The 23,968-nt window shown below is 74.1% G+C and carries 20 protein-coding genes; 5 read left to right on the plus strand and 15 right to left on the minus strand.

The genetic code is table 11. The annotated features are described in order from the left end of the window. Positions 1 to 99: 99 nt before the first annotated feature. The 4 genes from ACIBQZ_RS14065 to ACIBQZ_RS14080 are packed head-to-tail and all read right to left on the minus strand — an operon-like array spanning position 100 to position 5,094. Entirely contained in the window at positions 100 to 1,902 is a 1,803-nt protein-coding gene (locus ACIBQZ_RS14065) for a glycogen debranching N-terminal domain-containing protein (protein ID WP_396088973.1), read from the minus strand. Next, entirely contained in the window at positions 1,899 to 3,233 is a 1,335-nt protein-coding gene (locus ACIBQZ_RS14070) for an MGH1-like glycoside hydrolase domain-containing protein (protein WP_396088974.1), read from the minus strand. Before ACIBQZ_RS14070 ends, ACIBQZ_RS14065 begins: the two co-directional genes overlap by 4 nt. Continuing rightward, entirely contained in the window at positions 3,230 to 4,048 is an 819-nt protein-coding gene (locus tag ACIBQZ_RS14075; RefSeq protein ID WP_396088975.1) for a TIM barrel protein, read from the minus strand. Before ACIBQZ_RS14075 ends, ACIBQZ_RS14070 begins: the two co-directional genes overlap by 4 nt. Beyond that, complete coding sequence (locus ACIBQZ_RS14080; RefSeq protein WP_396088976.1) at positions 4,045 to 5,094, minus strand: zinc-binding alcohol dehydrogenase; 1,050 nt, start codon at positions 5,092 to 5,094, stop codon at positions 4,045 to 4,047. Before ACIBQZ_RS14080 ends, ACIBQZ_RS14075 begins: the two co-directional genes overlap by 4 nt. A gap of 166 nt (positions 5,095 to 5,260) precedes the next feature. Between ACIBQZ_RS14080 and ACIBQZ_RS14085 the strand changes: the two genes are divergently transcribed. Next, complete coding sequence (locus tag ACIBQZ_RS14085) at positions 5,261 to 6,451, plus strand: ROK family protein (protein WP_396088977.1); 1,191 nt, start codon at positions 5,261 to 5,263, stop codon at positions 6,449 to 6,451. Between the two features lie 12 nt (positions 6,452 to 6,463). Then, positions 6,464 to 7,342 carry a Gfo/Idh/MocA family protein gene (locus ACIBQZ_RS14090; protein ID WP_396088978.1) on the plus strand — a complete coding sequence of 293 codons (879 nt, stop codon included), beginning with the start codon at positions 6,464 to 6,466 and terminating at the stop codon, positions 7,340 to 7,342. 18 nt (positions 7,343 to 7,360) lie between these two features. Here ACIBQZ_RS14090 and ACIBQZ_RS14095 read toward each other — a convergent pair whose 3' ends face one another. The 8 genes from ACIBQZ_RS14095 to ACIBQZ_RS14130 form a co-directional block, all read right to left on the minus strand. Continuing rightward, positions 7,361 to 8,569, minus strand: coding sequence for a GDSL-type esterase/lipase family protein (locus tag ACIBQZ_RS14095; RefSeq protein ID WP_396088979.1), 1,209 nt, complete (start codon positions 8,567 to 8,569; stop codon positions 7,361 to 7,363). Beyond that, on the minus strand, positions 8,566 to 9,135 hold the full coding sequence (locus ACIBQZ_RS14100; protein WP_396088980.1) for a TetR/AcrR family transcriptional regulator: 570 nt from the start codon (positions 9,133 to 9,135) through the stop codon (positions 8,566 to 8,568). Before ACIBQZ_RS14100 ends, ACIBQZ_RS14095 begins: the two co-directional genes overlap by 4 nt. 117 nt (positions 9,136 to 9,252) lie before the next feature. Beyond that, complete coding sequence (locus ACIBQZ_RS14105) at positions 9,253 to 9,912, minus strand: response regulator (RefSeq protein WP_396088981.1); 660 nt, start codon at positions 9,910 to 9,912, stop codon at positions 9,253 to 9,255. Further along, the gene (locus ACIBQZ_RS14110) at positions 9,909 to 11,063 is read right to left on the minus strand and encodes a sensor histidine kinase (RefSeq protein WP_396088982.1); all 1,155 of its coding nucleotides are present in this window, start codon (positions 11,061 to 11,063) and stop codon (positions 9,909 to 9,911) included. The genes ACIBQZ_RS14105 and ACIBQZ_RS14110 overlap by 4 nt, the downstream gene beginning before the upstream one ends. Further along, positions 11,060 to 11,896, minus strand: coding sequence for a lysostaphin resistance A-like protein (locus tag ACIBQZ_RS14115; RefSeq protein WP_396088983.1), 837 nt, complete (start codon positions 11,894 to 11,896; stop codon positions 11,060 to 11,062). Before ACIBQZ_RS14115 ends, ACIBQZ_RS14110 begins: the two co-directional genes overlap by 4 nt. A 265-nt stretch (positions 11,897 to 12,161) precedes the next feature. Continuing rightward, positions 12,162 to 15,284, minus strand: coding sequence for a tetratricopeptide repeat protein (locus ACIBQZ_RS14120; protein ID WP_396088984.1), 3,123 nt, complete (start codon positions 15,282 to 15,284; stop codon positions 12,162 to 12,164). A gap of 37 nt (positions 15,285 to 15,321) precedes the next feature. Further along, positions 15,322 to 16,767, minus strand: a complete 1,446-nt coding sequence (locus ACIBQZ_RS14125) for a glycoside hydrolase family 76 protein (RefSeq protein ID WP_396088985.1) — start codon at positions 16,765 to 16,767, stop codon at positions 15,322 to 15,324. Between the two features lie 113 nt (positions 16,768 to 16,880). After that, entirely contained in the window at positions 16,881 to 17,762 is an 882-nt protein-coding gene (locus ACIBQZ_RS14130) for an alpha/beta fold hydrolase (RefSeq protein WP_396088986.1), read from the minus strand. Between the two features lie 207 nt (positions 17,763 to 17,969). Between ACIBQZ_RS14130 and galE the strand changes: the two genes are divergently transcribed. After that, entirely contained in the window at positions 17,970 to 18,986 is a 1,017-nt protein-coding gene (gene galE, locus ACIBQZ_RS14135) for a UDP-glucose 4-epimerase GalE (RefSeq protein ID WP_396088987.1), read from the plus strand. Here the strand turns inward: galE and ACIBQZ_RS14140 are convergent. The 3 genes from ACIBQZ_RS14140 to ACIBQZ_RS14150 are packed head-to-tail and all read right to left on the minus strand — an operon-like array spanning position 18,956 to position 22,268. Beyond that, entirely contained in the window at positions 18,956 to 20,035 is a 1,080-nt protein-coding gene (locus ACIBQZ_RS14140) for an NAD-dependent epimerase/dehydratase family protein (protein WP_396088988.1), read from the minus strand. The genes galE and ACIBQZ_RS14140 overlap by 31 nt on opposite strands. 14 nt (positions 20,036 to 20,049) lie before the next feature. Further along, positions 20,050 to 20,748 carry an NAD-dependent epimerase/dehydratase family protein gene (locus ACIBQZ_RS14145; protein WP_396088989.1) on the minus strand — a complete coding sequence of 233 codons (699 nt, stop codon included), beginning with the start codon at positions 20,746 to 20,748 and terminating at the stop codon, positions 20,050 to 20,052. Further along, positions 20,742 to 22,268: a B12-binding domain-containing radical SAM protein gene (locus tag ACIBQZ_RS14150; RefSeq protein ID WP_396088990.1), complete on the minus strand. Its 1,527-nt coding sequence runs from the start codon at positions 22,266 to 22,268 to the stop codon at positions 20,742 to 20,744. The genes ACIBQZ_RS14145 and ACIBQZ_RS14150 overlap by 7 nt, the downstream gene beginning before the upstream one ends. A gap of 215 nt (positions 22,269 to 22,483) precedes the next feature. Between ACIBQZ_RS14150 and ACIBQZ_RS14155 the strand changes: the two genes are divergently transcribed. Together ACIBQZ_RS14155 and ACIBQZ_RS14160 are read left to right on the plus strand one after the other, a co-directional pair. Next, positions 22,484 to 23,371 carry a hypothetical protein gene (locus ACIBQZ_RS14155; RefSeq protein WP_396088991.1) on the plus strand — a complete coding sequence of 296 codons (888 nt, stop codon included), beginning with the start codon at positions 22,484 to 22,486 and terminating at the stop codon, positions 23,369 to 23,371. Further along, a complete protein-coding gene (locus tag ACIBQZ_RS14160; RefSeq protein ID WP_396088992.1) occupies positions 23,353 to 23,967 on the plus strand; it encodes a glycosyltransferase family A protein in 615 nt (204 codons plus the stop codon). The genes ACIBQZ_RS14155 and ACIBQZ_RS14160 overlap by 19 nt, the downstream gene beginning before the upstream one ends. Position 23,968 lies beyond the last annotated feature (1 nt).

Consider the following 23,968-nt stretch of genomic DNA (forward strand, 5'->3'; position numbering starts at 1 on the left):
GGCCGCGATCGATCCCGCCAACTACCCGGTGCCGGTAGTGCTGGCTGTACCGCCGCGAACGCGACGATTCGCGCCGCCGGCCCCGCCCGGCCCCTGAGCTCAGCCACCACCTGTGACCGCCGTCAGCAGCAGGGGAGCGGCGGCCGCCCACGCCTGCGGGGAACAGGAGTGCGGGTAGGGCACCGGGCCGCTGCCCGGCTCGCGGGCCAGGCCGGTCATCACCTCGGGCAGCCGGCCGGCGCCGAAGGACGCCGCGGCGAGCAGCCCGTCGGCGATCCGCGCCGCCTCGGCCGGGCGCCCGGCGGCGGCCAGCCCGGCCACCGCGATCGCCGTGTCGTGCGGCCACACCCCGCCGCGGTGGTACGACAGCGGGTGGTACGGGGCCTGTCCCGCGGCCAGCGTCCGCACGCCCCAGCCGGAGAAGAAGTCCTCGCCGGCCAGCCGGTCCGCCACCGTGGCCGCCCAGTCGTCGTCGAGCAGCCCGCACCACAGCAGGTGTCCCGCGTTCGAGGCCGCCGCGTCGACCGCGGTGCCCGTACCGTCGAGGGCCAGCGCCACGAAGCCGTCCGGCAGCCGGAAGTCGGCGGCGAACCGCTCGCGCAGGCCGGCCGCCGCCGCGGTGAGTTCCGCCGCCCACGCCGGGTCGTCCCACACCCGGGTGGCGAGCCGCGCGGTGCCCAGGAGCGCGCGGTAGGCGTACCCCTGGGCCTCGGCGACCGCGATCGGGCCCGCGGCCCGGGTGCCGTCCCGGAAGACGATCGAGTCGGCGGAGTCCTTCCAGCAGTGGTGCACCAGGCCCGGCAGGTCGGTGCGGTAGCGCAGGTAGCCGGTCGCCAGCCCGCCCGGCCCGGCCATCCAGCCGGCCGCCGCCCGGGCCGCACCCTCCAGCTCCTTGGCGAGCACGTCGTCGCCGGTCAGCTCGTGGTGGGCGGCGAGCAGCATGAGGAACAGCGGCGTCGCGTCGACCGAGCCGTAGTAGCGGGCGTACGGCACCTCGCCGGTGCTGGCGAGCTCGCCGCGGCGCAGCTCGTGCAGCACCTTGCCCGGCTGCTCCACCCGGGAGTCGTCCACCGTGCGGCCCTGGGTGGCGGCCAGCACCCGCAGCGTGCCGGCGGCCAGCTCCGGCCGGTGGGACAGGGCGAACAGCGAGGTGAGCAGGCTGTCGCGGCCGAAGACCGTGAGGAACCAGGGCGCGCCGGCGGCCGGCACCACCGACCCCGGCACGCCGGGCGCCGGCATCCGCAGGGCGTCCAGGTCGGCGAGCCCCTGCCGTACGCACTGAGCCAGGTCGTCGCGCACCACCGGGGAACGGCGTGCCGCGTCGACCGGCGGCGCGGCGGACACCGTGATCTCCAGGGTCACCGTGCCCCGCGGCGGCAGCGCCACCCGCCACTGGGGGCCGTTGGTGGTCAGCCGGGCGCCCGGCGAGGGGCGGATGGTCGTGGTGCGGGCGAACCCGCGCCGGGCGTACGAGAAGACCAGCTCGTCCGCGCCCATCTCGGCATGCCGGACCGCGTCGGACTTGTCGAAGGCCCGCGCCGAGCGCAGCTCGAACTGGTCGGCGAAGTCGGCCGCCACCCGATAGCCCACCTCCAGGGTCTGCGCGTCGGCGACGAAGCTGGTCAGCTCCAGCGACTCGACCAGGCGCCCCGGCTCCACCCGCCGGCGGCGGACCAGCAGGTACGGCGGATCGTCGTGGCGGCCGGTGTCCGGCGTGCACGTCGTCGAGCCGGCGCCGCTGCTCAGCACCCGCAGCGGCAGCCCGGACACGTGCAGCACCAGCCGCGACAGGTGCCGGCAGTCGTCCACGAAAAAGCCGTCCATAGTGGAGCCGGTGAGGTCGGCGCCGGCGGTGACGGTGAGCAGGCAGGTGGTGCCCGCGACCGTCGAGTGCCCGCTCACGCCGCCCGGAGCAGGTCGAGGGTCAGCGCGGCGGTCCAGCTGAACCCGTCGGTGCCGTGCCCGGCGCCGGTCAGCGGGTCGAGGTACTCCCGGAAGCCCGCGGTGCGCACCCGCTCCAGCAGGCGGCCGCGCAGGTCGTCGGCGAGCGTGGTCTCGCCGTGCAGCCGCAGCCCGTGCCAGAACAGCCAGCTGGTGTTCACCCAGCCCGGCCCGCGCCAGTAGCGGCTCGCGTCGTGGTCGGCGGCGGTCAGGTCGTACGACGGCAGCGGGCACGCCTCACGCAGCCGGAACCGCTCACCCAGCGCCGTGCTGACCAGCGCGGCGGCGACCGGCAGGCCCGGCACGATCAGCGGCAGGAGACCGCCGACGGAGTACGACCGGATGAGCGCGCCGGTGTGCGCGTCCCGCGGGAAGAAGATGCCCGCCTCCGGGTCGTACAGGGTGGACATCAGCGCCTCGGTGACCCGCTCGGCCGCGGCCAGGTGGGGCCGCGGGTCCTGGCCGAGTTCCGCCGCCATCGCCGCCAGCGCCTCCTCGCCGGCCGCCAGCAGCGCGTTGCACATCGGGTCCTCGACCGCGAACCCGTGCACCCGCAGCGCATCGGCGTAGCCGGAGTCCCGGTAGTCCCGGGCCAGCCGGACGTAGCGCCCGTAGTCCTCGTCGGTCGGCCGTTCGGCTGCCGCGGCGTGGTTCAGGTCGCGCCGGGCGAACTCGCCGATCGGCACCGGCGTGACCCGGGACAGCGGCAGGTCCCAGGCCGGGCTGTTGTCCATGCCGGACTCCCACGGGTGCCCGATCGCCATCAGGCCGCTGCCGGTCAGGTCCCGCCGGGTGGTGAGGTAGCGGTGCCACGCGACCAGCCGCGGGTAGATCCGGGGCAGGAAGCCGCGGGCGCGGGCCGCCTCCGGATCGGCGCGGAAGGTGGCCCAGGCGGCGAGGGCGTGCGCCGGCGGCTGGACGATGCCGGAGGTCGGCACGCCCGGCGCGCCGGGCGCCGTCGCGGACTGCCAGAACGCGGGGCCGGGGAAGTAGGCGTCGGCGGGCACGTGCGGGTCGAAGACGATGTGCGGCACCCGCCCGTCCCGCCACTGCGCGCCGAACAGCGACTCCAGCTCGCGCTGGGCCCGGACCGGGGACAGGTGGCGCAGGCCGATCGCGATGAAGGCCGAGTCCCAGCTCCACTGGTGCGGATAGAGCCCGGCGGCCGGCACGGTGGCGCACAACCGCCAGTTGCCGGCCAGTGCCCGCCGCGCCGCCCGGTCCAGTTCACCGTCCCGTCCGGTCAGGACGGTGCCCGGTGCCGACGGGCGCGTCCCGGTGCGGGCGGTCATGCCAGGACGGTCAGGTCGTGGCGGCGCAGGAAACCGGGCACGGCCGCCACAGCCGCGGCCGGTTCGCCGCGCAGCCGGCATTCCAGCGCCAGGTAGCCGTCGTAGCCCACCGCGTCCAGGGTGCTCAGCAGCGCCGCCCAGTCCAGGTGCCCGGCGCCGGGCTGGAACCGGTTGGAGTCGCTGACCTGCACGTGGCCCAGCCACGCCGCGGCGCCGACCAGGGCCGAGGTGGGCTCGTCCTCCTCGATGTTCATGTGGTAGGTGTCGGCCAGCACCCGCACCGACGGCAGGCCGACCCGAGCGACCAGCTCCACCGCCTGCTCCAGCCGGTTGACCATGTGGTCCTCGTAGCGGTTGAGCGGCTCCAGGACCAGCGTCGCGCCCTCGCGGGCGGCATGCTCACCCAGCTCGGCGAGGCCGTCGAGCAGCACCGCACGGTCCTGCTCCTCGCTGCGCGGCGGCTCGAACGGGGGCAGCCGGCGGGAGAACATCCCGTACGAGGCCGGGGTGCAGGCCACCGCGCCGGGGCCGCCCACCTCGGCGATCACCGACAGCTGGGACTTGAGCTGGTCGACGGCGTCGCGGCGCAGGCCGGCGTCGAAGGCGCCGAGGAAGTGCGCCATGTCCACGCACACCGACGGCATCGGCACCCCGTCGCGGGCGGCGCGGCGCAGCTCGGGCAGCCGGTCGCGGAACGCGAAGCCGCCGCGGCCGCGCAGCTCGATGGCGTCGTAACCGGCCTCCCGGGCGAACTCGAACTTCTCCTGCAGCGTCTGGCCGGGCAGCAACTGCTCCTGGCAGGAAATCCTGATCACGGGAACTTCAACACCACCTGGAGGGCCTCGTGGGGACGGTGGTCGAGCATGCGGTACGCGGCCGCCGCCTCCTCCACCGGAATGACGTGGGTGACGAGCCCGGCCGGGTCGATCTGGCGGTCGACGGCCAGCCGCAGGAACGTCTGGTTGAGCCGGGTCTGGTCCCACCGGCCGGCGACGTCCGGCGGCACCCCGCCGATCTGCGAGCAGATCAGCCGTACCCGGTTGTGGTGGAACTCGTCGCCGAGCCGCAGCCCGACGCCGTCGCCCTGGTAGAAGCCGGCGGCGACCACCCGCCCGTTGACCGCGACCGCGCGGATCGCCTCGTGCAGCGCCGGGTAGGAGCCGCTGATCTCGATCGCCACGTCGGCGCCCCGGCCCTCGGTGAGCTGCCGGATCTGCGGGCCCACCGTGCCCGCGCGGGCGTCGACCACGGCGCCGGCGCCGTACTCCAGGGCCTTCTCGAGGCGGCCGGGCACCGCGTCGACCGCCACCACCGTGCCGCCGGAGAGCCGCACGAGGCGGGTGGTGAGCAGGCCGAGCACGCCCTGGCCGAACACCGCGACGGTCTCGCCGAGGTGCACGTCCGCGGCGAGGACCGCGTTGAGCGCGACCGCGCCCACCCGGGCGAAGGTCGCCGCGACCGGGTCGAGGGTGTCCGGGACCGTGCAGCCGCGCAGCTTCTCGGCGGGCAGGACGGCCTCGCCGCGGTGCCCCCAGATGCCCCACACCTGCGTGCCGACCGCCGGCAGGCCCGGGTCGTCGGCGACGTCCGGCGCGACCTCGACGACCTCGCCGACCTCCGAGTAGCCCAGCCCGGCCAGCGGGTAGCTGACGCCGCTGCTCCGGTCGACGAACAGCCGCAGGTCGGGATCCCACGACCTGTTCAGGTACGGGTTGGTCCCGCGGTAGGCGGTCAGCTCGGTGCCGGCGGATATCCCGGAGTAGCTGGTGCGGACGCGGAGGTGGCCGGGGCCGAGCTTCGCGGTGGGCTGGTCGATGACCTCGACCCGGTGCGGGGAGGTGATCTGCACTGTCTGCGGCACCCCGACATTTCACCCCAGGTTCGCGGGGAATGTGGCAGAACGCGCGATCTTTCGCCCGATCATTGACCCCCTTATGCGTGACCGCCGGGCATTAGTGCGGCACCTCGTGCGGACGAACCGGTCCCGTCGGCCGCGCCTGCGGGGCGGCCTGCGCGTTGACCCGTTCATGATCGCCGCGAAAGGCAACCAGAACTCGGCGGGTCACCTGCTGTGGCTGGTGCGCACCGGGCGCGCCCGTACGCGGGGTGAGCTGCAGAGCTACACGGGCCTGTCCCGGTCGACCATCACCCAGCGCCTGGACCTGCTGCGCGCGACCGGCTACCTGCGGGCGTCCGGGGTGGAGGGTTCGACCGGCGGCCGGCCGGCCGAGCTGCTGGAGGTCGACACCGGGCACGGCGTGGTGCTGGTGGCCGACCTCGGTGGCAACCACGCCCGGGCCGCGGTCGTCGACCTCGGCGGGCGGCCGCTGGCCGAGGAGCACGAGCCGATCAAGATCGGCACCGGGCCGGAGTCGGTGCTGGGCTGGGTGGACGGCGCGTTCCGGCGGGTGCTGGCCCGGACCGGGTGGGACGCCGCCCGGGTCCGCGGCATCGGCGTCGGCGTGCCCGGCCCGGTCGAGTTCGACGGGGTGGTGACCCAGCCGCCGATCATGCCGGGCTGGGACGGGTACCCGATCGCCGAGCGGCTGCGCCGCACCTGGGACCGGCCGGTGTTCGTGGACAACGACGCCAACCTGATGGCGCTGGGCGAGCAGACCGTGCACTATCCCGGCTGCCCGACGCTGGTGCTGGTGAAGGTGGCGACCGGCATCGGCGCGGGCGTGGTCATCGACGGCCAGGTGTACCGCGGCATCGACGGCGGCGCCGGCGACATCGGCCACATCCGGCTGCACGACTATCCCGAGGCCCGCTGCGAGTGCGGGCTCTACGGCTGCCTGGCGGCGGTGGCCAGCGGCCTCGCGCTGGCCCAGCGGCTCACCGCCGCGGGCACGCCCACCTCGTCGGGCTCCGAGCTGGTCGAGCGGATCCGGTCCGGGCACGCCGAGGCGGTGCACCTGGCCCGGACGGCGGGCAAGCTGGTCGGCGAGGTGCTGTCCACGGTGGTCTGCATGCTCAACCCGGGGGTGCTGATCGTCGCCGGCGACCTGGCCGACATCCACTTCGTCACCGGCGTGCGCGAGGTGCTCTACCAGAGCGCGCTGCCGCGCTCGACCCGTCACCTGGAGGTCAGCGCCAGCCGGCTGGGACCCCAGTCGGCGGTGATCGGCGGCTACGCGATGGTCGTCGACCAGGTGTACGCCCCGGCCGAGGTGGACGCCGACCTGGCCCGCACGATGCCCGCCGCCGCCACCTGCTGAGAAGGGACCACGATGGAATCGACGAACGCCGGGGCGCCGGTCGCGGTCGGGCTGGTGGGCGCCGGGCCGTGGGCGTCGGCGATGCACGGACCGGTGCTCGCCGCCGGCCCGGAGACCCGGCTCGCGGCCGTCTGGGCGCGCCGCCCCGAGGCCGCCGAGCGGCTCGCCGCTCAGCTGGGCACGCACGCGGCCGGCTCGTACGAGGAGCTGCTCGACCGCTGCGAGGCCGTCGCGTTCGCGGTGCCGCCGGACATCCAGGCCACGCTGGCGCCCCGTGCCGCCCGGCTCGGCAAGGCGCTGCTGCTGGAGAAGCCCCTCGCCCTCGACCTGGACAGCGCCCGCGCGCTCGCCGACACCGCCGCGGAGCACGGCGTGGTCACCCAGCTCGTGCTGACCAAGCGCTACCACCCGAGCACCCGGGCCTTCCTCGCCGCGGCGGCGGCGTTCGAGCCGTCCGGCGCCCGGGCCCGGTATCTGCACGGCGCGTTCCTGGGTGGCGCGATGGCCACCGGCTGGCGGCTGACCCGCGGCGCGCTGGACGACCTCGGCCCGCACCTGCTGGACCTGGTCGACGCCGCGCTCGGTCCGGTGGAGGAGCTGCGCGCGGCCGGTGACAGCCGCCGATGGATCGAACTGACCTGCACCCACCGCGGCGGCGCGGTCAGCCAGCTGTCGCTGTCCGGCGCGGTCGCGCTGCCGTCCTCGGACGCGGGCATCACCCTGTACGGCCCGGCCGGCACGCTGGTGCTCGACTTCGGCACGGTCGACCACGCGCAGTGCTGGCCGGTGCTGCGCGCCGAGTTCGCCGCCGCCGTCCGCTCCGGGGTGCCGCACGAGCTGGACGTGCGCCGCGGGCTGCTGCTGCAGGAACTGCTCGACCGGATCTGCTGAGCGCGCCGAGAAGGACCGTCAGGCCCCGACGCGGGCGAAGGCGCCGTCGCCGGCGAAGACCAGGTCGGCGAAGCGGTCGCCCATCCGGCGGTGGGTGGCGGCGTCCGGGTGCAGCCGGTCCGGCAGCGGCAGCTCGGCGAAGTCGGCCGCGCCGTAGAGCGCCGGCCCGTCCAGGTAGTGCAGATGCGGATCGTCCGGGGCGCGCTGCGTCACGATCCGGGCCAGCTCGTCGCGGATCACCCGCAGCGTCAGCTTCCCCGCGGCCCGCTCGGCCGGGTCGCCGGTGGCGGTGAACCGGACCTGCCCCTCCCGCAGCGCCGCCAGGTCGAACGCGCCGGGACCCGGGGTGTCCTCGTGGATCGGACAGTGGATCGGCGAGACGACCAGCAGCGGGGTGTCCGGATGCCCGTCCCGGATCGTGTCGAGGAAGCCGTGCACCGCCGGGATGAACGCGCGCAGCCGCATCAGGTCGGCGTTCACCAGGTTGATGCCGATCTTGACGCTGATCAGGTCGGCCGGGGTGTCCCGCAGGGTCCGGGCGGTGAACGGGTCGAGCAGCGCGCTCCCGCCGAGCCCCAGGTTGACCAGCTCCACCCCGCCGCGCGCGGCGGCGAGCGCCGGCCAGGTGGTGGACGGGCTCGCGGCGTTGGAGCCGTGGCTGATCGAGCTGCCGTGGTGCAGCCACACCGGCCGCCCGTCGCCGGTCACTGGCACGACCGGGGCGTCGGTGCGCAACGCGACGAGGTCGGTGATCTCGTCGTACGGCAGCCAGATCTCGACGTCCTTGGCGGTGCCCGGCAGGCCCGTGAACGACACCGTGCCGACCGGACCCGCCCGGTGCTCGACCGCGCCGGTGGCCATGGTGATGGTCAGCGTGTCGCCGCCCGGCACGCTCTGCCGGCCGGTGAGGTGGCCGTCGACGAGCAGGTCGTAGACGCCGGGCGGCCGGGACGGGACACCCGCGTACGCCCGCCGGGTGGCCAGGGCGTCCAGCTCGATTGCCGTGGCGGTGGTGCGGAAGCACAGCCGTACGCCGGAGGGCTGAGCCTCCACCATGGCCAGTTGCGGATCGGGGGTCTGCGCCCGCGCCCGGGCGGGCAGCCGGTGCGGCCGCAGGCCGTGCGCGGTGGGTTCCAGCTCGGGCGCGCCACGGACGAGGGCGGCGGTGATCGGGGTGGTGATCCAGGCGGTGATGACGGCACCTCGGCTTCCAGGGGCGGGGTTCACTCGGCGGGCCAGTGGCGCAGCAGCGCGTCCAGGCCGGCCATGATGCGGGACCAGGACTGCTGCGGGCCGGGGCTGCTGTGGTCGAAACTGCCGGCGAGCTCCAGGCTGATGAAGCCGTGGAAGGTGCTGCCGATCAGCCGTACGGCGTGCGTCTGGTCCGGCTCGCCCAGCCGGTAGCCGCGCAGGATGGCCCGGGTCAGCTCGGCGTGCCGGGGCCCGGCGCCGGCGGCGGCGGTCTCGGGGTCGAGCCGCATGCGGGTGGCGGTGTACCGGCCGGGGTGGGCGCGGGCGTAGTCGCGGTAGACCGAGCCCAGGGCGGTCAGGGCATCCTTGCCGGCCCGGCCGGCCAGGGCCGCGGCGCCGCGGTCGGCGAGCTCGTCGAGGGCGAGCAGGGCGATCCGGGTCTTGAGGTCGCCCGAGTTGCGGACGTGCGAGTACAGGCTCGGCACCTTGACGTGGAAGTGCCGGGCCAGCGCGGAGACGGTGACCTGGTCGAAACCGACCTCGTCGGCCAGCTCGGCGCCGGCCCGGACCAGCCGCTCCGGCGTCAGACCTGCTCGTGACACGGCCGCCTCCCTCTTCCTAAAGCAACTATGCAATAACCTAATAGCTTTAGGCAAGGGCGCCGAGCTGGTGGGGGAGCTGACCGTCAAGAGCCCGGACTTCCGCACCTGGTGGGCCGGTCAGGTCACCAGGCCGCGGCGGTAGGCGTAGACCACCGCCTGCACCCGGTCGCGCAGGTTGAGCTTGGTCAGGATGCGGGACACGTACGTCTTCACGGTCTCCTGGCTGAGCACCAGCGTCGCGGCGATCTCGCTGTTGGAGCGGCCGTCGGCGATCAGGCGCAGCACCTCCAGCTCGCGCGGGGTCAGCGTGCTGTCGGCCGGCCCCTGGTCGGCGGGGCGGATCCGGGCCGCGTACCGGCCGACCAGCTGGCGGGTCACCTCGGGCGCCAGCAGCGCGGCGCCGGTCGCGACGGTGCGGATGCCGTTCAGCAGCTGGGCCGGTGGGGCGTCCTTGAGCAGGAAGCCGCTGGCGCCCGCGCGCAGCGCCTCGTACACGTACTCGTCGAGGTTGAAGGTCGTCACCACCAGCACCTTGACCGGTTCGGCCACGCCGGCGCCGGCCAGCAGACGGGTCGCCGCGATGCCGTCGAGCACCGGCATCCGGACGTCCATCACCACGACGTCCGGGCGCAGCCGGCCGGCCAGGTCGACCGCGGCGCGGCCGTCGCCGCACTCGCCCACCACCGCCAGGTCCGGCTGGGCGTCGATGATCGTGGCGAATCCGGTACGGATCAGCGCCTGGTCGTCGCAGACCAGCACCCGCACCGGCGCGGTCACACCGGGCTCCCGGACGGGATGCGGGCCCGCACCACGAAGTCGCCGCCCGCGCGCCGTCCCGCGCTGAACTCGCCGCCGAGCACGCCGACCCGCTCGCGGAGCCCGGCCAGGCCCCGCCCGCCGCCGCCGGGCGACGCGGGGTGCGGGGCCGAGCCGTCGGTGCTGACCTCCACAGTGGTCTCCCGTTCGCCGTGGCGCACGTGCACGGTGGTGCGGCTGCCGTGGGCGTACTTGAGGGCGTTGGTCAGCGCCTCCTGCACGACCCGGTAGGCCGCGACCTCGGCGCTGCCGGTGGTCTCCGCCGGGCTGCCGTCCTCGGTGAACTCCACCGGCTGGCCGGCCAGCCGGGTCTGCTCGACCAGCGCCCGGAGCTCGCCGGCGGACGGGGTGAGGTGCGCGGTGCTGTGGTCGGGGTTGAGCAGGTCCAGCAGGTGGCGCAGGTCGCCGACGGCCCGCCGGCCGGTGTCGGTGATGGCGGTCAGGGTCTGGTCGAGGCGGTCCGGCGCGGCGGTCAGGTAGCGCGCCGCCTCGGCCTGCACGACCATCGCCGTCACGTGGTGGGTCACGACGTCGTGCAGCTCGCGGGCGATCCGGGTGCGTTCGGCGGCGCGGGTTGCCGCGGCGATGTGGTGACGCCGCTCGGCCTCGGCGGCCCGGGACGTCCGCAGCCACGCCCCGGTGCCCCAGGCCAGTGCCAGCACGAGGTAGAACGTCACGAACCCGGCGACGCCCTCGCCCGAGCCGCCGCGGTCCAGGGCGACGGCCAGCGGCACGTACGCGGCGGAGGCCAGGACCATGGTGGTGCGCCGGTGGCGTTCCAGGTGCGCCCCCGCGCTCAGCAGCGCGATCGGCAGCGCGGTGCCCGCGACCAGGTGGTAGCCGCGGAGCTGGTCGATCGCGAAGCCGAGCGACACCAGCGCGAGGCAGAGGGCCGGCCAGCGCCGGCGGACGGCCAGCGGCAGGCACTCCAGCGCGACCACCCCGACGGTCAGCGCGTCGAACGGCCGGCCCGGCAGGTCGCCGAGCTGCGTACCCTTGTTGTGCAGGGCCGGCACCGCCGACGCGAGCACGAGCAGCAGAGCGATCGGGAGGTCCCGGACCGTGACGTCCCACCGCCGCCACGGGTCCGGGACCCGCCGGAGGTCGATCATCGGGAAACTGTAGCGGTCGCCGCGGGGTCGGCCGCGCGTCGGCGCCGCGGGACGAGGTGGCCGCGGCGGTGGGCCAGCCAGAGGAACACCACGGTCAGCGCCAGGCCCGCCGCCACCGTGTAGAGGCTGCCCTCCGGGCCGAAGGCGCCGCCGGTGAGCAGGGCCGGGCCCGAGGTCGTGGCGTCGAGCAGGCCCCGGGAGTCGCCGTTGCCGGAGACCACGGCGCTGAACACGCCGCCCGCGACGAAGTTCCAGCCGAAGTGCAGGCCGATCGGCACCCACAGGTTGCGGGTGGCGGCGTAGCAGGCAGCGAGCATGAAGCCGGCCTCGATCGCGATGGCGGTCGCACCCCACAGGGTGGCGTCCGGGTTGGCCAGGTGCATCAGGCCGAACACCACGCCGGTGAGCAGCAGCGCGATCCAGGTGCCGGTCCGCTCCTCGATGACGCGGAACAGCACGCCGCGGAACAGCAGCTCCTCGGTCGTCGCGGCGGCGGCCATGAAGCCGACCAGCCCGACCGCGCCGGTCACCGAGCCCAGGCCGTGCACGTGGTAGCCGCCGAGCAGGGCGATGTTCAGGATGACCGCGGCGAACATCGCGGCGCCGATCAGCGCCCCGCGGACGAGCCGGCCGCCGGCGCCGGCCCGGGCCACCTCGGTGGGCGCGCGGCGTTCGGTGCGCCGGACCACCCACGCGTACACGAGCACCGCGAGCACGGCCGTGGTGATGCCGAGCACCAGCGTGAGCCAGGGGTTACCCGACACCGCGGCGACGGCCTGGCCACCGGCGAAGGTGACCGCCGCAACGGCCAGGAACTGCTTCAACAAGCGCATGACGACTCCCTTGACGAGGGCTCGCGGCGGGAGCGCCACGGCCTGGTCAAGACGCTAGGGACGCGCCGGCCCGGAGTCGTCACCGTGCGGTGGACAATGCCGGGTAGCTCGCACGGGGGACAGCCCCGCCCGGCCGGTCGGTCCGCGAAGTCCCGCAGCCCCTGTTCCCAGCGTTGGCGCCGCTGCTCGGCGGTCTGCGCCCCGGGCGCCGTCGGACTCCTTCCGGCGCGCCCCGGTCGAGCCGCGCCGGTTCCAGAATCGCAGGTCAGCCGGCAACTGCCTGCGGCTGCACCCGGTTCAGCCGGCGCAGGATCCGGTCCGGGTCGGCGTCCGCGATCCGGTGCCCGGTCTCCCGGCGTACGGCCAGCGCCCGGTCCGCGGCGGCGCGGGACTCGGCCGGCCGGCCCCGGCTGAGCTCCAGCTCGGCCAGCACCGTCCAGGCGTGCCCGGTCACCAGGCGGTACCCGTGTTCCTCGCTGACCGCCAGCGCCCGGCGGACCAGCCCCTCCGCCTCGGCCCAGCGGCCCAGCCGGTGCTCGGCGGCGGCCAGCCCGACCAGCGCCTGCACCCCGGGCAGCGGGCTGACCGCGTGCGCCGCGCACTGTTCGGCCTGCCGGTAGCAGTCCAGCGCGGTCCGGTCGTCGTGCCGGGCCAGGTGCAGCGAGCCGAGCACGTTGAGGATCTCCGCCTGGTTGCGGTCGTCGCCGGCGGCCCGGATGAGCACCAGGGCGGCCCGCGCGTGCCCGAGCGCCTGCTCCGGGTCGCCGAGGTCGCGGGTGACGGTGGCGAGCAGGCCGAGACCGTACGCCTCACCGACCCGGGCGCCCGCCTCCCGGTGCAGCGCGATCGACTCCTCGACCAGCGGCAACGCCTCGGCAGGCCGGCCCATCGCCCAGTGCGCCATGGCGAGGTTGTTCAGCGCGGTGGCGCTGGCCGGGCGGGCACCCATCGCCCGGAACAACTCCAGCGCCCGGGTGTGCAGTTGCGCGGCCCGGTGCAGCTGGCCCAGCTCCGCCAGCACGATGCCGAGGTTGCCGGTGACGGCGGCCCGCCGCGACGTGCTGCCGTCCTCGCCGGCGATCGCCAGCGACTCCTCGAGGCACTCCACCGCGCGGGTGAGCCGGCCCAGGTCGTTGTAGGTGCGGCCGAGGTTGCCCAGGGCCAGCGCCTCGCCCTCGGGCCAGCCCGCCCGCCGGGACAGGTCCCGGGCGACGTGATACCGCTCGACCGCGTCGGGGGCGTGCCGGGTGGTGGCCAGCAGGGCGAGGCTCTGCGCCATCGCCGCCTGGGCGTGCCGGTCACCGAGGCGGACCGCCGCGTCCCGGCCGGCCTCCGCGAGGACCCGCCACTCGGCGAGGTGGGCGCCGTGCCACAGGTAGCCCCGGACGGTGTCGGCGATGCGCCAGGCGTACGGCCCGTGCCCGGCGCAGGCGACCAGGTTGGGCCGTTCGTCGTCCAGCCAGCGCAGCGCCGCCTCCCGGTCGGTCCACTCCTTGGTGGACGGTGCCGGCTCCATCCGCCACACGTGCGGGTACAGCAGCCGGGTGGCGGCGCCGGCCCGGGCCAGGTACCAGTCGAGCAGCCTCGTGCGCGCCTGATCCCGCTCGGGGTCCGGCAGCCGGGCCGCGTACTCGCGGAGCAGGTCGTGGAAGGAGTAGCGGCCCGGCCGCTGCTCCTCCAGCAGGCAGGCGTCCGCGAGGATCGCCAGCAGTCGCCGGCCGTCGTCCGGGTCGAGACCGGCCAGCGCGGCGGCCGCCGGCGCGGTCACGTCCCGCACCGGGGCGACGCCGAGCAGCCGGAACAGGCGCCGGGCGCCGGCAGGCAACGCCTCGTACGAGTGCCGCAGCGCCGCGGCCACCCCCGGCCGGTCGTCGCCGGGCAGCGCCAACGCGGCGAGCCGGTCACCCGCGCCCAGCGCCGCGACCTTGCCGGCGATGCTCGCGCCCGGCCGGGAACTCAGCTCGGCGCAGACGATCCGCAGCGCCAGCGGCAGGTAGGCGCAGGACTCGGCGAGCGCCCGGGCCGCCGCGGCGTCGGCACGCACCCGGCGCTCGCCGAGCAGGCCGGTGAGCAGCCGGCCGGCCTGCGCGGCGGTGAGCGGCTCGAGGACGACCTGCCGGGCGCCGTCGACCGCCACCAGCCCGGTCAGGCTGTCCCGGCTGGTCACCACGACGTGGCAGTGCGGGCCGCCGGGCAGCAGCGGGCGCACCTGGGCGGCCGAGCGGGCGTTGTCGAGCACGATCAGCATCCGCCGCTCGGCCAGCCGGGTCCGGTAGGCGGCCGCGGCCTCCTCCAGCGCGGCCGGCACCCGGTCCGCGGCCACGCCCAGCGCCCGCAGGAACGTGCCGAGGACGTCGAGCGGCTGCTGCGGCTCGTCGTCGGCGTAGCCGCGCAGGTCCACGAAGAGCTGCCCGTCGGGGTAGCGGTCCCGGGCCCGGTGCGCCCAGTGCCGGACCAGCGCCGTCTTGCCGACCCCCGCGGTGCCGGTCACGATCGAGACCCCGGCCGGGGTGCCGCCGTGCCGCCCGGTGTGCAGGTCCAGCAGGCGCAGCGCGTCCTCGCGTCCGGTGAAGTGCCCGACGTCGGCCGGCAGCTGCGCCGGCACCGGCACCGGCGGCGCGGGCGCGGGCGGATCCGGCGGCGTCACGGCGTCCTGGCGGAGCACCTTGAGGTACGACCCACGCAGCGCCGGGCCGGGCTCCACCCCGAGTTCCTCGACGAGCCGGTCGCGCAGCAGCCGGTACGCGTCGAGCGCGGCCGCCTGCCGTCCGGCGGCGCCGAGGGCCTCGATGAACACACCCTGGAGCAGCTCGTCGAGCGGGTGGCGGGGGGCCGCCACGGCCAGCAGGTCCACCGCCCGGACCGGTTCACCGAGCCGCAGCAGGGTGCGGCCCAGCTCCACCGTGCAGGCCAGCCGCTCGCCCTCCAGCTGCGACACCACGGCGTCCTGGGCGTACCGGGACGGCACGTCGTCGAGCGCCGGCCCGCGCCACACGGCCAGCGCGCCGGCCAGCCCCTCGGCCCGGCCCCGCTCGTCGAGGTCCGGGCACATCGCCCCGGCGGCCAGCGCCCGGAACCGCTGCACGTCGGTGCCGCCGCCCGGCAGCTCCAGCCGGTATCCGCTGGTCGGCCGGGTCACCTGGACCGGGCCGGCCACCGTGGCCGCCAGCCAGCGGCGCAACCGGTGGATGGCCACCGCCACCGTCGCCTCGCGGGCCGAACCCTCGCCGCCCCGCCACACCGCCTCGATCAGGGCGGCGGCGCTGGTCTCCTCGGTCGCCAGGGCCAGGGTGGCCAGCAGCGCCCGCATCAGCCCGGTCGGCGGGGCGCGCCACTCGCCGCCGTCCCGGAGTCCGACGGTGCCGAGCACCATGACTTCGACGGGCATGGTTGTGATCATGGCACAGCCCGGCGAGCGGCCGGTCCTAAGGCGCGGCGTTGAGCAGGTCCAGGGCGCTGTGCTGGCAGGAGTGGTTGGTGCCGGCGTACGGCCCGGCCCAGTGGCTGCCGTACGCGTCGAAGCCGGTCCGGTCCTTGGCGTACGCCGAGTCGGCCTGCCGCCGCAGATACGCGTCGTAGGGCCGGCCGGTCGCGGCGTTGAGCACCCCGAGCCCGCGGACGAACGCGCCCTTGAACGACACCCCGTCCCCGCCGCACTGGTCCGGCTCGTTGGGCTCGCGCAGGATGCCGTTGCTGTTGAGGTACGTGCTGGTGGTGGCCGCGTCACCGACCCGGCGCGCCACGGCCAGCGCGGTGGCGTCGCCGGTCAGCCGGTGCAGCTGGACCAGCGCGTTGATCAGCACCCCCTGGTTGTAGGTCCAGGTGACGTCGCCGTTGTTCCGGCAGGTCGCCAGGTTGACGCCGTCGTTGACCAGGTTCGCGCCGTTGATCAGGCCGGTGCCCTGGAACCAGGCCCAGCCGGCCTGCGCCCGCCCGCGGTAGACGGTGTCGCCGCTGATGCGCTGCGAAAGGGCCGCGTTGAGCTGGATGTAGAGGCTGTTGGCGATGGCGTTCTTGACCGTCCGGTCGGTACGCCAGTACACCCCGCCGCCGCAGCGTGTGTCCCAATAGCTGAACATGTGGTCGGCGCCGGCCCGGGCGGTGTTCAGGTAGCGGCTGTCGCCGGTCCGGTCGTACGCGGCCACCCAGGCGAGCGCCCACCAGCCGGTGTCGTCCAGGTACTCGTTGCGGAACTGTCCCTGCGCGGCGTTGACGTTCTTGTCGTACGTCGCGGCGATCACGTAGTCGTAGCTGCGCATGCCGCTGATCCGGCTGGTGTCGATCAGCGCGGTGAGCGCGTTCGCCCCGGTCCACCAGCCGTTGCCGTCGAACCGGCCGGCGCCCTGGTCGAAGCGCATCATCAGGGCGGTGGCCGCGGCCGTCCGCCGGTCCCAGGCGTTCCAGGTGCTCCGGGCCCAGCCGGTGCAGGTGAGCTCGGGACGGTCGCCGGCCTTGCCGCAGGCGCGCAGCACGCCGACCCCGCGGGAGACCCAGTTGTCGACGTTGAACATGGCGGTGCGGGCACCACCGGAGCCGGCCGGGACCGTGGTGTCGCCGAGCCGGCTGTCACCCGCCCAGGTGCGCCCGCCGTCGAAGGAGCGGTCCAGCCACACCTGGTCGCCGGGCTGTCCGTTCTCGACGGTCGCCCAGCTCATCGCGTCGGCGTCGTTGACGTGCACCTTGAACGTACGGCCGTAGAGGGTGCCGGTGGCGGCCACCCGGTCGCCGGGGGAGAGCGCCGGGTCGCGGCCGTCGCAGTACCGGTTGCAGACGGTGGCTGCCCGGGCGGCGGCGACGGACTGGACCTGGAGCAGGGCGGTGGCGGTGGCGGCGAGGGTGAGGGTGAGGGCGGCGATCCAGGGGTGGCGCATCGTGACACCTCCGTGCGGTGGAAGCACTTGGGATCACTGTTAATAATGTACACAGATTCGTCATAGTCAATGGCTGGCCCGTCCTTCATGGATCGACATATGGCGACCTCCCGTCACCCGGCCGTGCCGCCGTTGTCGAGCCGGGCCAGGAACTTGCCGACCGCGGCCTGGAACGCCGCCGGTTCCTCGGAGAACGGGAAGTGGCCGGATTCGGTGAACTCGACCAGCTCGGCCCGCGGGAGGCCGGCGGCCAGGACGCGCCCGGCGGCCGGCGGGCCCACCCAGTCGTGCCGGCCGACCGCGACCAGCGCGGGCACGCCGATCTCCGCCAGCCGGGGACGCACGTCGTAGCCGGGCGCGAGGGTGCCGAAGAAGTGCCGGGCGACCTCGGCGTTGAAGTCGGTGAGCGCGAACAGCCGGCCGGGCACGTCGACGTGCCGCGGGCCCGCGTACGCGGGTGCGACGTGCCGCTCGAAGGCCCGCATGGTCGCCGCCGAGAAGTCGCCGCCGAACATCCGCGCGGCCAGCGCGGCGGCCTCCGGCGAGGTCCGGTCGGCCAGGCTCGGCGGGGGATCGTCGTCGTCGAGCGGGCTCAGCGCGGCGGCGGTGCCGCAGAGGATCAGGGCGCCCGCCGCGCCGGGGTGGCGCAGGGCCAGGTGCAGCGCAACGAATCCGCCGCCGGAATGGCCGAACACCACCGGCGCGGTGATGCCCAGCCGGTCACAGAGCCCGGCCACGTCGTCGGCCATCCGCTCGAGCGTGCAGGTGGTCACCGGCGGCCGCCCCGAACGCCCCTGCCCCCGCAGGTCGACGAAGACGACCTGGGCGTACGCGCTCAGGCCGGCCAGGCCGGGCCGCAGGTAGCCCTGGTCGAAGCCGGGACCGCCGTGCAGGGCCACGACGGTCGGGCGCTCGGCCAGGGTGTCCCCCTCGACGGCGAGCTGGGCGCCCTCGACGTCGAAGTAGATGCTGACGCCGTCCACGATCATGCGCATCCGGTCCTCCGATCGAGCGGGCCCGCCGGGGCGGCGGGTGGCTCGGTTACCGGATGCCCAGGATCGGGGAAACATGTGTGCTCCGATCCGGCAATCCCGGGTGGAGCCGCTGATCCCGATGGTGGCCGACAGCGCTGCCGCCGGATCGGTCCTACGATCGGCCCAGACGCGCGGAGATCGGCTGCGTCGGGCTGGGGGAGCGACCGGATGAAGGTTCTCATCGCCGGGGGCGCCGGATACATCGGCAGCACCATCGCGTCGATCTGCCTCGACAACGGCATCACGCCGATCGTCCTGGACAACCTCAGCACGGGCCGCGCCGACTTCGTCCGCGACCGGATCTTCTATTCCGGCGACATCAACGACGACGGCCTGGTCCGGCGGATCTTCGACGACCATCCCGGCATCACCGTCACGGTGCACTGCGCCGCCGTGCTCGCCGCGCCCGATTCCGTCCAGCATCCGCTGCGGTACTACCGCGAGAACGTGGCGAAGTCGCTGGCGTTCGTGGAGGCCCTGGTGCACGCCGGCTGCCGCCGGCTGATCTTCAGCTCCAGCGCCGCGGTCTACCAGCCCGCACGCGACTTCGGCGTCGACGAGCTGTCCCCGATCGGGCCGTCCACCCCGTACGGCTGGAGCAAGGCCATGCTGGAGCGGATCCTGCACGACTGCTGCCGGAGCCGGCTGCTGCGCGGGGTGTCGCTGCGCTACCAGAACGTCGTCGGCGCCGACCCGCACCTGCGGACCGGGCCACCGCCCGCGGGCTCGGCGCGGGTGCTCGACTGCCTGCTGGACGCCGCCGTGGCCGGCCTGCCGTTCACCATCACCGGCACCGACTGGCCCACCCGTGACGGCACGGCCCTGCGCGACTACGTGCACGTCTGGGACCTCGCCCGCGCGCACCTGCTCACGCTGCAGAAGTTCGACACCCTGACGTCCGCACCCACCGCGGACGGCTATCTGCCGCTGGACCTCGGCACCGGTACGGGCACCACCGTCGCCGAGCTCATCCGCGTCATCGAGGCCGTCCTGGGCCGCCCGGTGGCGGTCACCGCCGGCCCGCGGCGACCGGGGGACATCGCGGGCTGCTTCACCCGGAGCCACCTCGCCCGCCAGCAGCTCGGCTGGCGGCCGCAGCTGACCCTCGACGCCGCCGTCCGGGATCTGCTGCGCTGGCGGGCGCCGGCCGGCGATCACGGCCGGGTGGGCGACTTCGCGTACTGATCGTGGTAGGAGCTCATCGTCTCCAGCAGGATCTCCCGCAGCCCGATCCGCGGCGTCCAGCCGAGCAGCGTCCGGGCCCGGTCCAGTTTGGGCATCCGGCGGTCGCAGTCCTCGTAGCCCGCGCCGTAGAACCGTTCGCCGTCGATCACCTCGATCGGGTGGTCGCGGTAGCCGGGGTCGCCGGTGATCTCGGCGTAGCAGTGGCGCATCAGGTCGGCCAGCTCGGCGATGGTGACCTCGTTGTCCCGGTTGCCGATGTTGAAGAACTGGTTCTGCGCCCGCTCCGGCCGGGCCAGCATGAGCAGCAGCGCGTCGACGGCCTCGTGGATCGAGACGATCGTGCGGTGCCGCCGGCCGCCGTCGACCAGTTGCAGCGGGCGGCCCTCGATGAGCGCGTTCATGAAGCAGGCCAGCACCCGCGGCACGCCCTCACCGTCGCGGCCGGGCAGGTAGTCCATCCGCGGGCCGAAGAAGTTGAGCGGCCGCACGATCGTGAACGGCAGGCCGTGCTCGTGGTGGTACGCGTAGATGTAGCGCTCCAGCATCTGCTTGGCGCAGGCGTACGTCCACCGCTGGTTGCGGACCGGCCCCATGATCAGCGGGGTCTCGTCCTCGTCGAGCTCGTACAGGTCCGGGTCGTCGTAGGTGTTGCCGGGCAGGTAGCCGGCGAGCGTGCGCCCGTACACCTCGCTCGTCGAGAAGCTGATCAGCCACGTGCGTTCGGCGGCGCACAGCTCCACCAGCGGGTGCACGTCCAGGAAGCCGGCCCGGATCACCTCGATCGGGTGGGTGTTGTACTCGGCCGGGTTGCAGATCGCGGCCAGGTTGATGACCGCGTCCGCCCAGCGGACCGCGTCGCGCAGCTCGTCCTGCCGGCCCGGCTCGTGCACCGGGTGCCGGTGCAGCCGCAGCCGCGGGTTGTCCAGGTGCCGGGTGATCTTCCGGACCTGCGGGTCCCAGCCCCGGACGGACACCGTCTCGTCGGCCAGCAGCCGGTCGAGCAGGTGGCTGCCGATGAAACCGCCGCAGCCGATGATCACGAGTCGCATGTCCGCCCCCACGGCTACATCAGCCGTTCGGCCCAGACGGCGGGCGTCAGCTCGGAACTGATCTCGATCGGCAGGTGGTACTCGAACGGCTTCGGGCCGTGCGACCGGATGTAGGCGATGGTCCGCCGCAGCCCGTCCTCGAGCGACCAGCGGGGCGCGTACCCGAGCAGCCGCCGGGCCTTCGCCGCCGGGCGCTCGGCCAGCTGCGCGAGCGGCGCCGCGATCGCCCACTCCATGCCGTGCCGGTCGCCCAGGTTCGCCACCAGCTGCTCGGCGGCGACCTTCGCCAGCCCGTACGGGTCGACCGGCGCGGGCTCGAGGTCCTCGGTGAACGGGGCGGGGCCGTTGCCGTACCGCGCCATCGACGAGCACAGGACGAACCGGGTCACGCCGGCCTCGACGGCGGCGGTCGCCAGGGCCACCGTCGACTGCAGGGTGTGCTGGTAGACCAGGGTCGGCGAGAAGATGCTCAGACCCTCGTACGGCGCGGCCGCGCAGTGGAACACGACCTGCGTGCCGCGCAGCAGGTCGCGGTAGTCGTCGGGGGCCACACAGTCGACGGCCCGGAAACGGGTGCCCGCCGGGACGTGCTCCAGGTTGCCGCCCAGCATGTTGTCGATGCCCGCCACCGCCGCGCCGCGGTCCCGGTAGTGCCGGGCGAGGTGGCTGCCCAGGAATCCGGCCACGCCCGAGACGAAGACCCGGCTCACCACGGCGCGCCCCGCGCCGTCGGGGTCCTGACCACCATCGTCCGCTTGTACCGCTTGAAGGCCGGGTCGTTGATCTCCTCCCAGGCCCGGTCCCGGATCTCCTCGAGCTCCTCCGGCGGGACGACGGTGCGGCGCATGTTGGCCCGCGTCCAGTTCATCGTGTCCGGGTCGAAGTCGGGATCGAGGTGGCCGCGGGCGCAAGCCAGGTCGTACAGCGGCGTGCCCGGCAACGGCATCACCAGGAAGAAGTTGGCCGCGTCCAGGCCGGCCGCGACGTGCCGGCGGGCCAGCTGGACGGTGTTGTCGATCTCGGCCCGGGTCTCGTCGGGATACCCCAGCATGTAGTTGCCGGTGATCCGCAGCCCGTAGTCCTTGCACGCCGCGATGAGCGCCGGGATGTCACTGCGGTCGATGTTGAGCTTGTTGCTCGCGTACGTGCGCATCACCCGCAGGTTGCCGGTCTCGAACGGCAGGACGATCTCGGTGAACCCGGCGGCCACCAGCGCCTGCAGCATCTCGTGGTCCGGCTGCCAGCGCTTGAGCAGGTGGATGACGTTGACCCCGTTGACGTCCAGGATCTCCACGCCGGCGCCCCGGATCTTGTCCAGCAGCCGGATGCAGCGCTTCTTGTCGGCCAGCAGCGAGTCGTCCTCGATGAACACCTGCCGCACACCGAGGCCCTTGAGCGTCTCCAGCTCCAGCAGCACCCGGTCGTCGGACTTCATCCGGTACCGGCCGATGGGCCCGCTGGGGTGCTCGGCCGTCTCGCCGGCGATGTGGCAGTACGCGCAGTGGAACGGGCACCCGAGCGAGGTCATCAGCGACCCGTACCGCAGATCCGTCCGGGCGTCGAAGGCGCCGCCGTGCGGCCGGCCGATCGACCAGTAGCGCCGGTTGGGCAACAGGTCCCACGCGGGCACCGGCAGCGTGTCGAGGTCCCACCGGATCTCCTCGGCGCGCACCGGGTTGACCCGGATCCGGCCGTCGTGGACGGTCGCGACGCCGCTGATCGCGGAGAGGTCCGGCGTCGCGGACCGGCGGGCGGCGTCCACGACCCGCGTGATCGTCTCCTCGGACTCGGAGAGGCAGACCGCGGTGAAGCCGGCCGCGAAGAACCGGGACAGCCGGGACCGGGCGTTGACGCCGCCGGAGAGCAGGATCTTGCCGGGGAAGTGCTCCCGGATGAGCCGCGCGGTCCGCAGGACCATCGTCTCCTGCTCGGTGAAGATGGACGTGATGCCGACGATGTCGTACTCCGCCACCGCTGCGAGAATCCGCTCGTCGGGCACGCCGGTGCGGAGCAGCCCGCTGGGCAGCTCGGTGGGCGAGTTGTAGAAGGCCTCGTCGAGGTCGTCGCTGTCGTCACCCACGCAGGCGTCGAACAGCCCCACGTCGGTGCCGTGCCGGCGGAGCGCACCGGCCAGGCTCGGGTAGGCGAGCGAGCCGTTCGGCTTGCACATCGTCCGGGGCAGGGACTGGTTGGGCGGGTAGAGCAGCAGCACCCGGGGATTCCGTGAAGCCATGGCCACACCTCGACCGCATGAGGATCGGTGGGAATGGAGGAACCGGGCGCGACCCGGTGCGAAGAGCGGCCCGAAGGATCAGCGATCATCAGGGCCCGTCTACCTGAATTTCCGGACTATAGATTTGCCGGGGAACGCCGGTCAAGGGTTCGGGCCCGCCCGCGGCCGGTCGGGAAGTCGACACGGCCGCCGCCGGTCGGATACGGAAAGCTGAGGTGCCAGAAGCGCGTCTGCCCGAGGGGTTGGTCCTGCTGCTGGACCGGATAGTCCTGGTGCGCCGCCGGTCTCCCGACTGGCGCGGTCTCGCCTGCGACTACGAGGCCGGGATCCCGATCGATCCGCGCCGCTACCGGCCGGCCGACGTGCCCGGACTGCCCGCGGATCTGCCCTTGTGCATTCGCTTGTGGAACGATCTCTCGCCGGTGAATTTCTTCCGCTGCCGGCAGACGCTCAAAGAGATATCCGAACGGACCCTGGCGCGGGTGCGGGGCGCCGTTGTCCTCGGCGAGGATCAATTGTCCGAGCTGCCGTTCCGGGCCGGTGCCTCGCGATTCCTGCTGTTCTTCTTCGACGACGACGACCTGTTCGCACCCGACCTGCTCGACCGGTTGTCGGCGGTCGAGTTCGGCGACTGCGATGTCGCGGTCTTCCCGCTCGTCCGGCTGGGTGACCACAGCTACACCTTCGTGCGCGACGGCCGCCCGGCGCGCGTGCTGGTCGGGCGCCGGCAGGAGTTCCGCTACCGCTTCCAGACCAACAACTACGGCCTCCCGGCGCGCACCGCGCTCTCCCCGCACCTGGCGCACCTGAAGGAGCACGCGGACGGCTCGGTCTACGCGGACGAGCAGCAGCTCACCGACACCTATGCGGATGTCGTGGTCAGTGCCACGAACAAGACGCCCTGCTCGCTGGCGATGATTCGGACTCTGCCGTCGAATCGCCAGGAATACCACGACTACCTCCGGCGGTACGTCGACAACCTGCGGCGTCTCGACCTGCCGCCGGAGGTGGCGTGGCTGCGCGAGCCCATCGAGGAGACGACCACACTGTTCGGCCCGGTGGCGGAGCACGTCCGAGGTGGGCCATGCCGAGATTCTCGTTGATCGTGGTCGACTGCGACGACCACACGCCCCGGGAGTCGGCCCGCCGGGGCATCACCGCCATCCTCGCGCAGACCTTCGCGGACTTCGAGGTGGTGCTCGTCCACGACGGCTTCAAGCGGATCCCGTACGAGGCCGAGTTCGACCTGAGCGGCCTCGACCGGGTGACGACCATCTACAGCAAGACCCGGTTCCGCGACTGGGGGCACTCGCTGCGCCGGCTCGGCATGCGGGTCGCCGAGGGTGACTACTTCCTGAACGTCAACATCGACAACCTGCTGTACCCGGACTGCCTGGCCAAGGTCGACGGGTGCCTGGGCCGCGACGGCGCCGACATCGTGATCTTCAGCATCGTCAACCACAAGCGCGGCACCGACGTCGTGCGGACCGGCCGGCCGGCCGCCGTGGGCAGCATCGACTGCCTGCAACTGGTCGCCTCCCGGCGGGCGTGGCAGTCGATCGGCTACTGGCACCGCACCGACTACCAGGCGGACGGCCACCTCTATGCCGAGCTCACCGCCGCCTATCCCGCCCGCTACCTGGACGACATCCTGGGTGAGAACTTCCAGCGGGGAACGAGGCAGGCCACGAAGGAGTGAT

Origin of the sequence: Actinoplanes sp. NPDC049599, assembly GCF_044465625.1 — a bacterium.
Classification (GTDB): Bacteria; Actinomycetota; Actinomycetes; order Mycobacteriales; family Micromonosporaceae; genus Actinoplanes.

What these genes read in the sequence shown, in the direction of transcription:
- ACIBQZ_RS14160 (WP_396088992.1), top strand. Translation starts at nt 23,353, where the DNA reads ATGCCGAGATTCTCGTTGATCGTGGTCGACTGCGACGACCACACGCCC.
- ACIBQZ_RS14120 (WP_396088984.1), bottom strand. Translation starts at nt 15,284, where the DNA reads ATGCCCGTCGAAGTCATGGTGCTCGGCACCGTCGGACTCCGGGACGGC.
- ACIBQZ_RS14085 (WP_396088977.1), top strand. Translation starts at nt 5,261, where the DNA reads ATGATCGCCGCGAAAGGCAACCAGAACTCGGCGGGTCACCTGCTGTGG.
- galE (WP_396088987.1), top strand. Translation starts at nt 17,970, where the DNA reads ATGAAGGTTCTCATCGCCGGGGGCGCCGGATACATCGGCAGCACCATC.
- ACIBQZ_RS14070 (WP_396088974.1), bottom strand. Translation starts at nt 3,233, where the DNA reads ATGACCGCCCGCACCGGGACGCGCCCGTCGGCACCGGGCACCGTCCTG.
- ACIBQZ_RS14140 (WP_396088988.1), bottom strand. Translation starts at nt 20,035, where the DNA reads ATGCGACTCGTGATCATCGGCTGCGGCGGTTTCATCGGCAGCCACCTG.
- ACIBQZ_RS14125 (WP_396088985.1), bottom strand. Translation starts at nt 16,767, where the DNA reads ATGCGCCACCCCTGGATCGCCGCCCTCACCCTCACCCTCGCCGCCACC.
- ACIBQZ_RS14130 (WP_396088986.1), bottom strand. Translation starts at nt 17,762, where the DNA reads ATGCGCATGATCGTGGACGGCGTCAGCATCTACTTCGACGTCGAGGGC.
- ACIBQZ_RS14110 (WP_396088982.1), bottom strand. Translation starts at nt 11,063, where the DNA reads ATGATCGACCTCCGGCGGGTCCCGGACCCGTGGCGGCGGTGGGACGTC.
- ACIBQZ_RS14150 (WP_396088990.1), bottom strand. Translation starts at nt 22,268, where the DNA reads ATGGCTTCACGGAATCCCCGGGTGCTGCTGCTCTACCCGCCCAACCAG.
- ACIBQZ_RS14090 (WP_396088978.1), top strand. Translation starts at nt 6,464, where the DNA reads ATGGAATCGACGAACGCCGGGGCGCCGGTCGCGGTCGGGCTGGTGGGC.
- ACIBQZ_RS14115 (WP_396088983.1), bottom strand. Translation starts at nt 11,896, where the DNA reads ATGCGCTTGTTGAAGCAGTTCCTGGCCGTTGCGGCGGTCACCTTCGCC.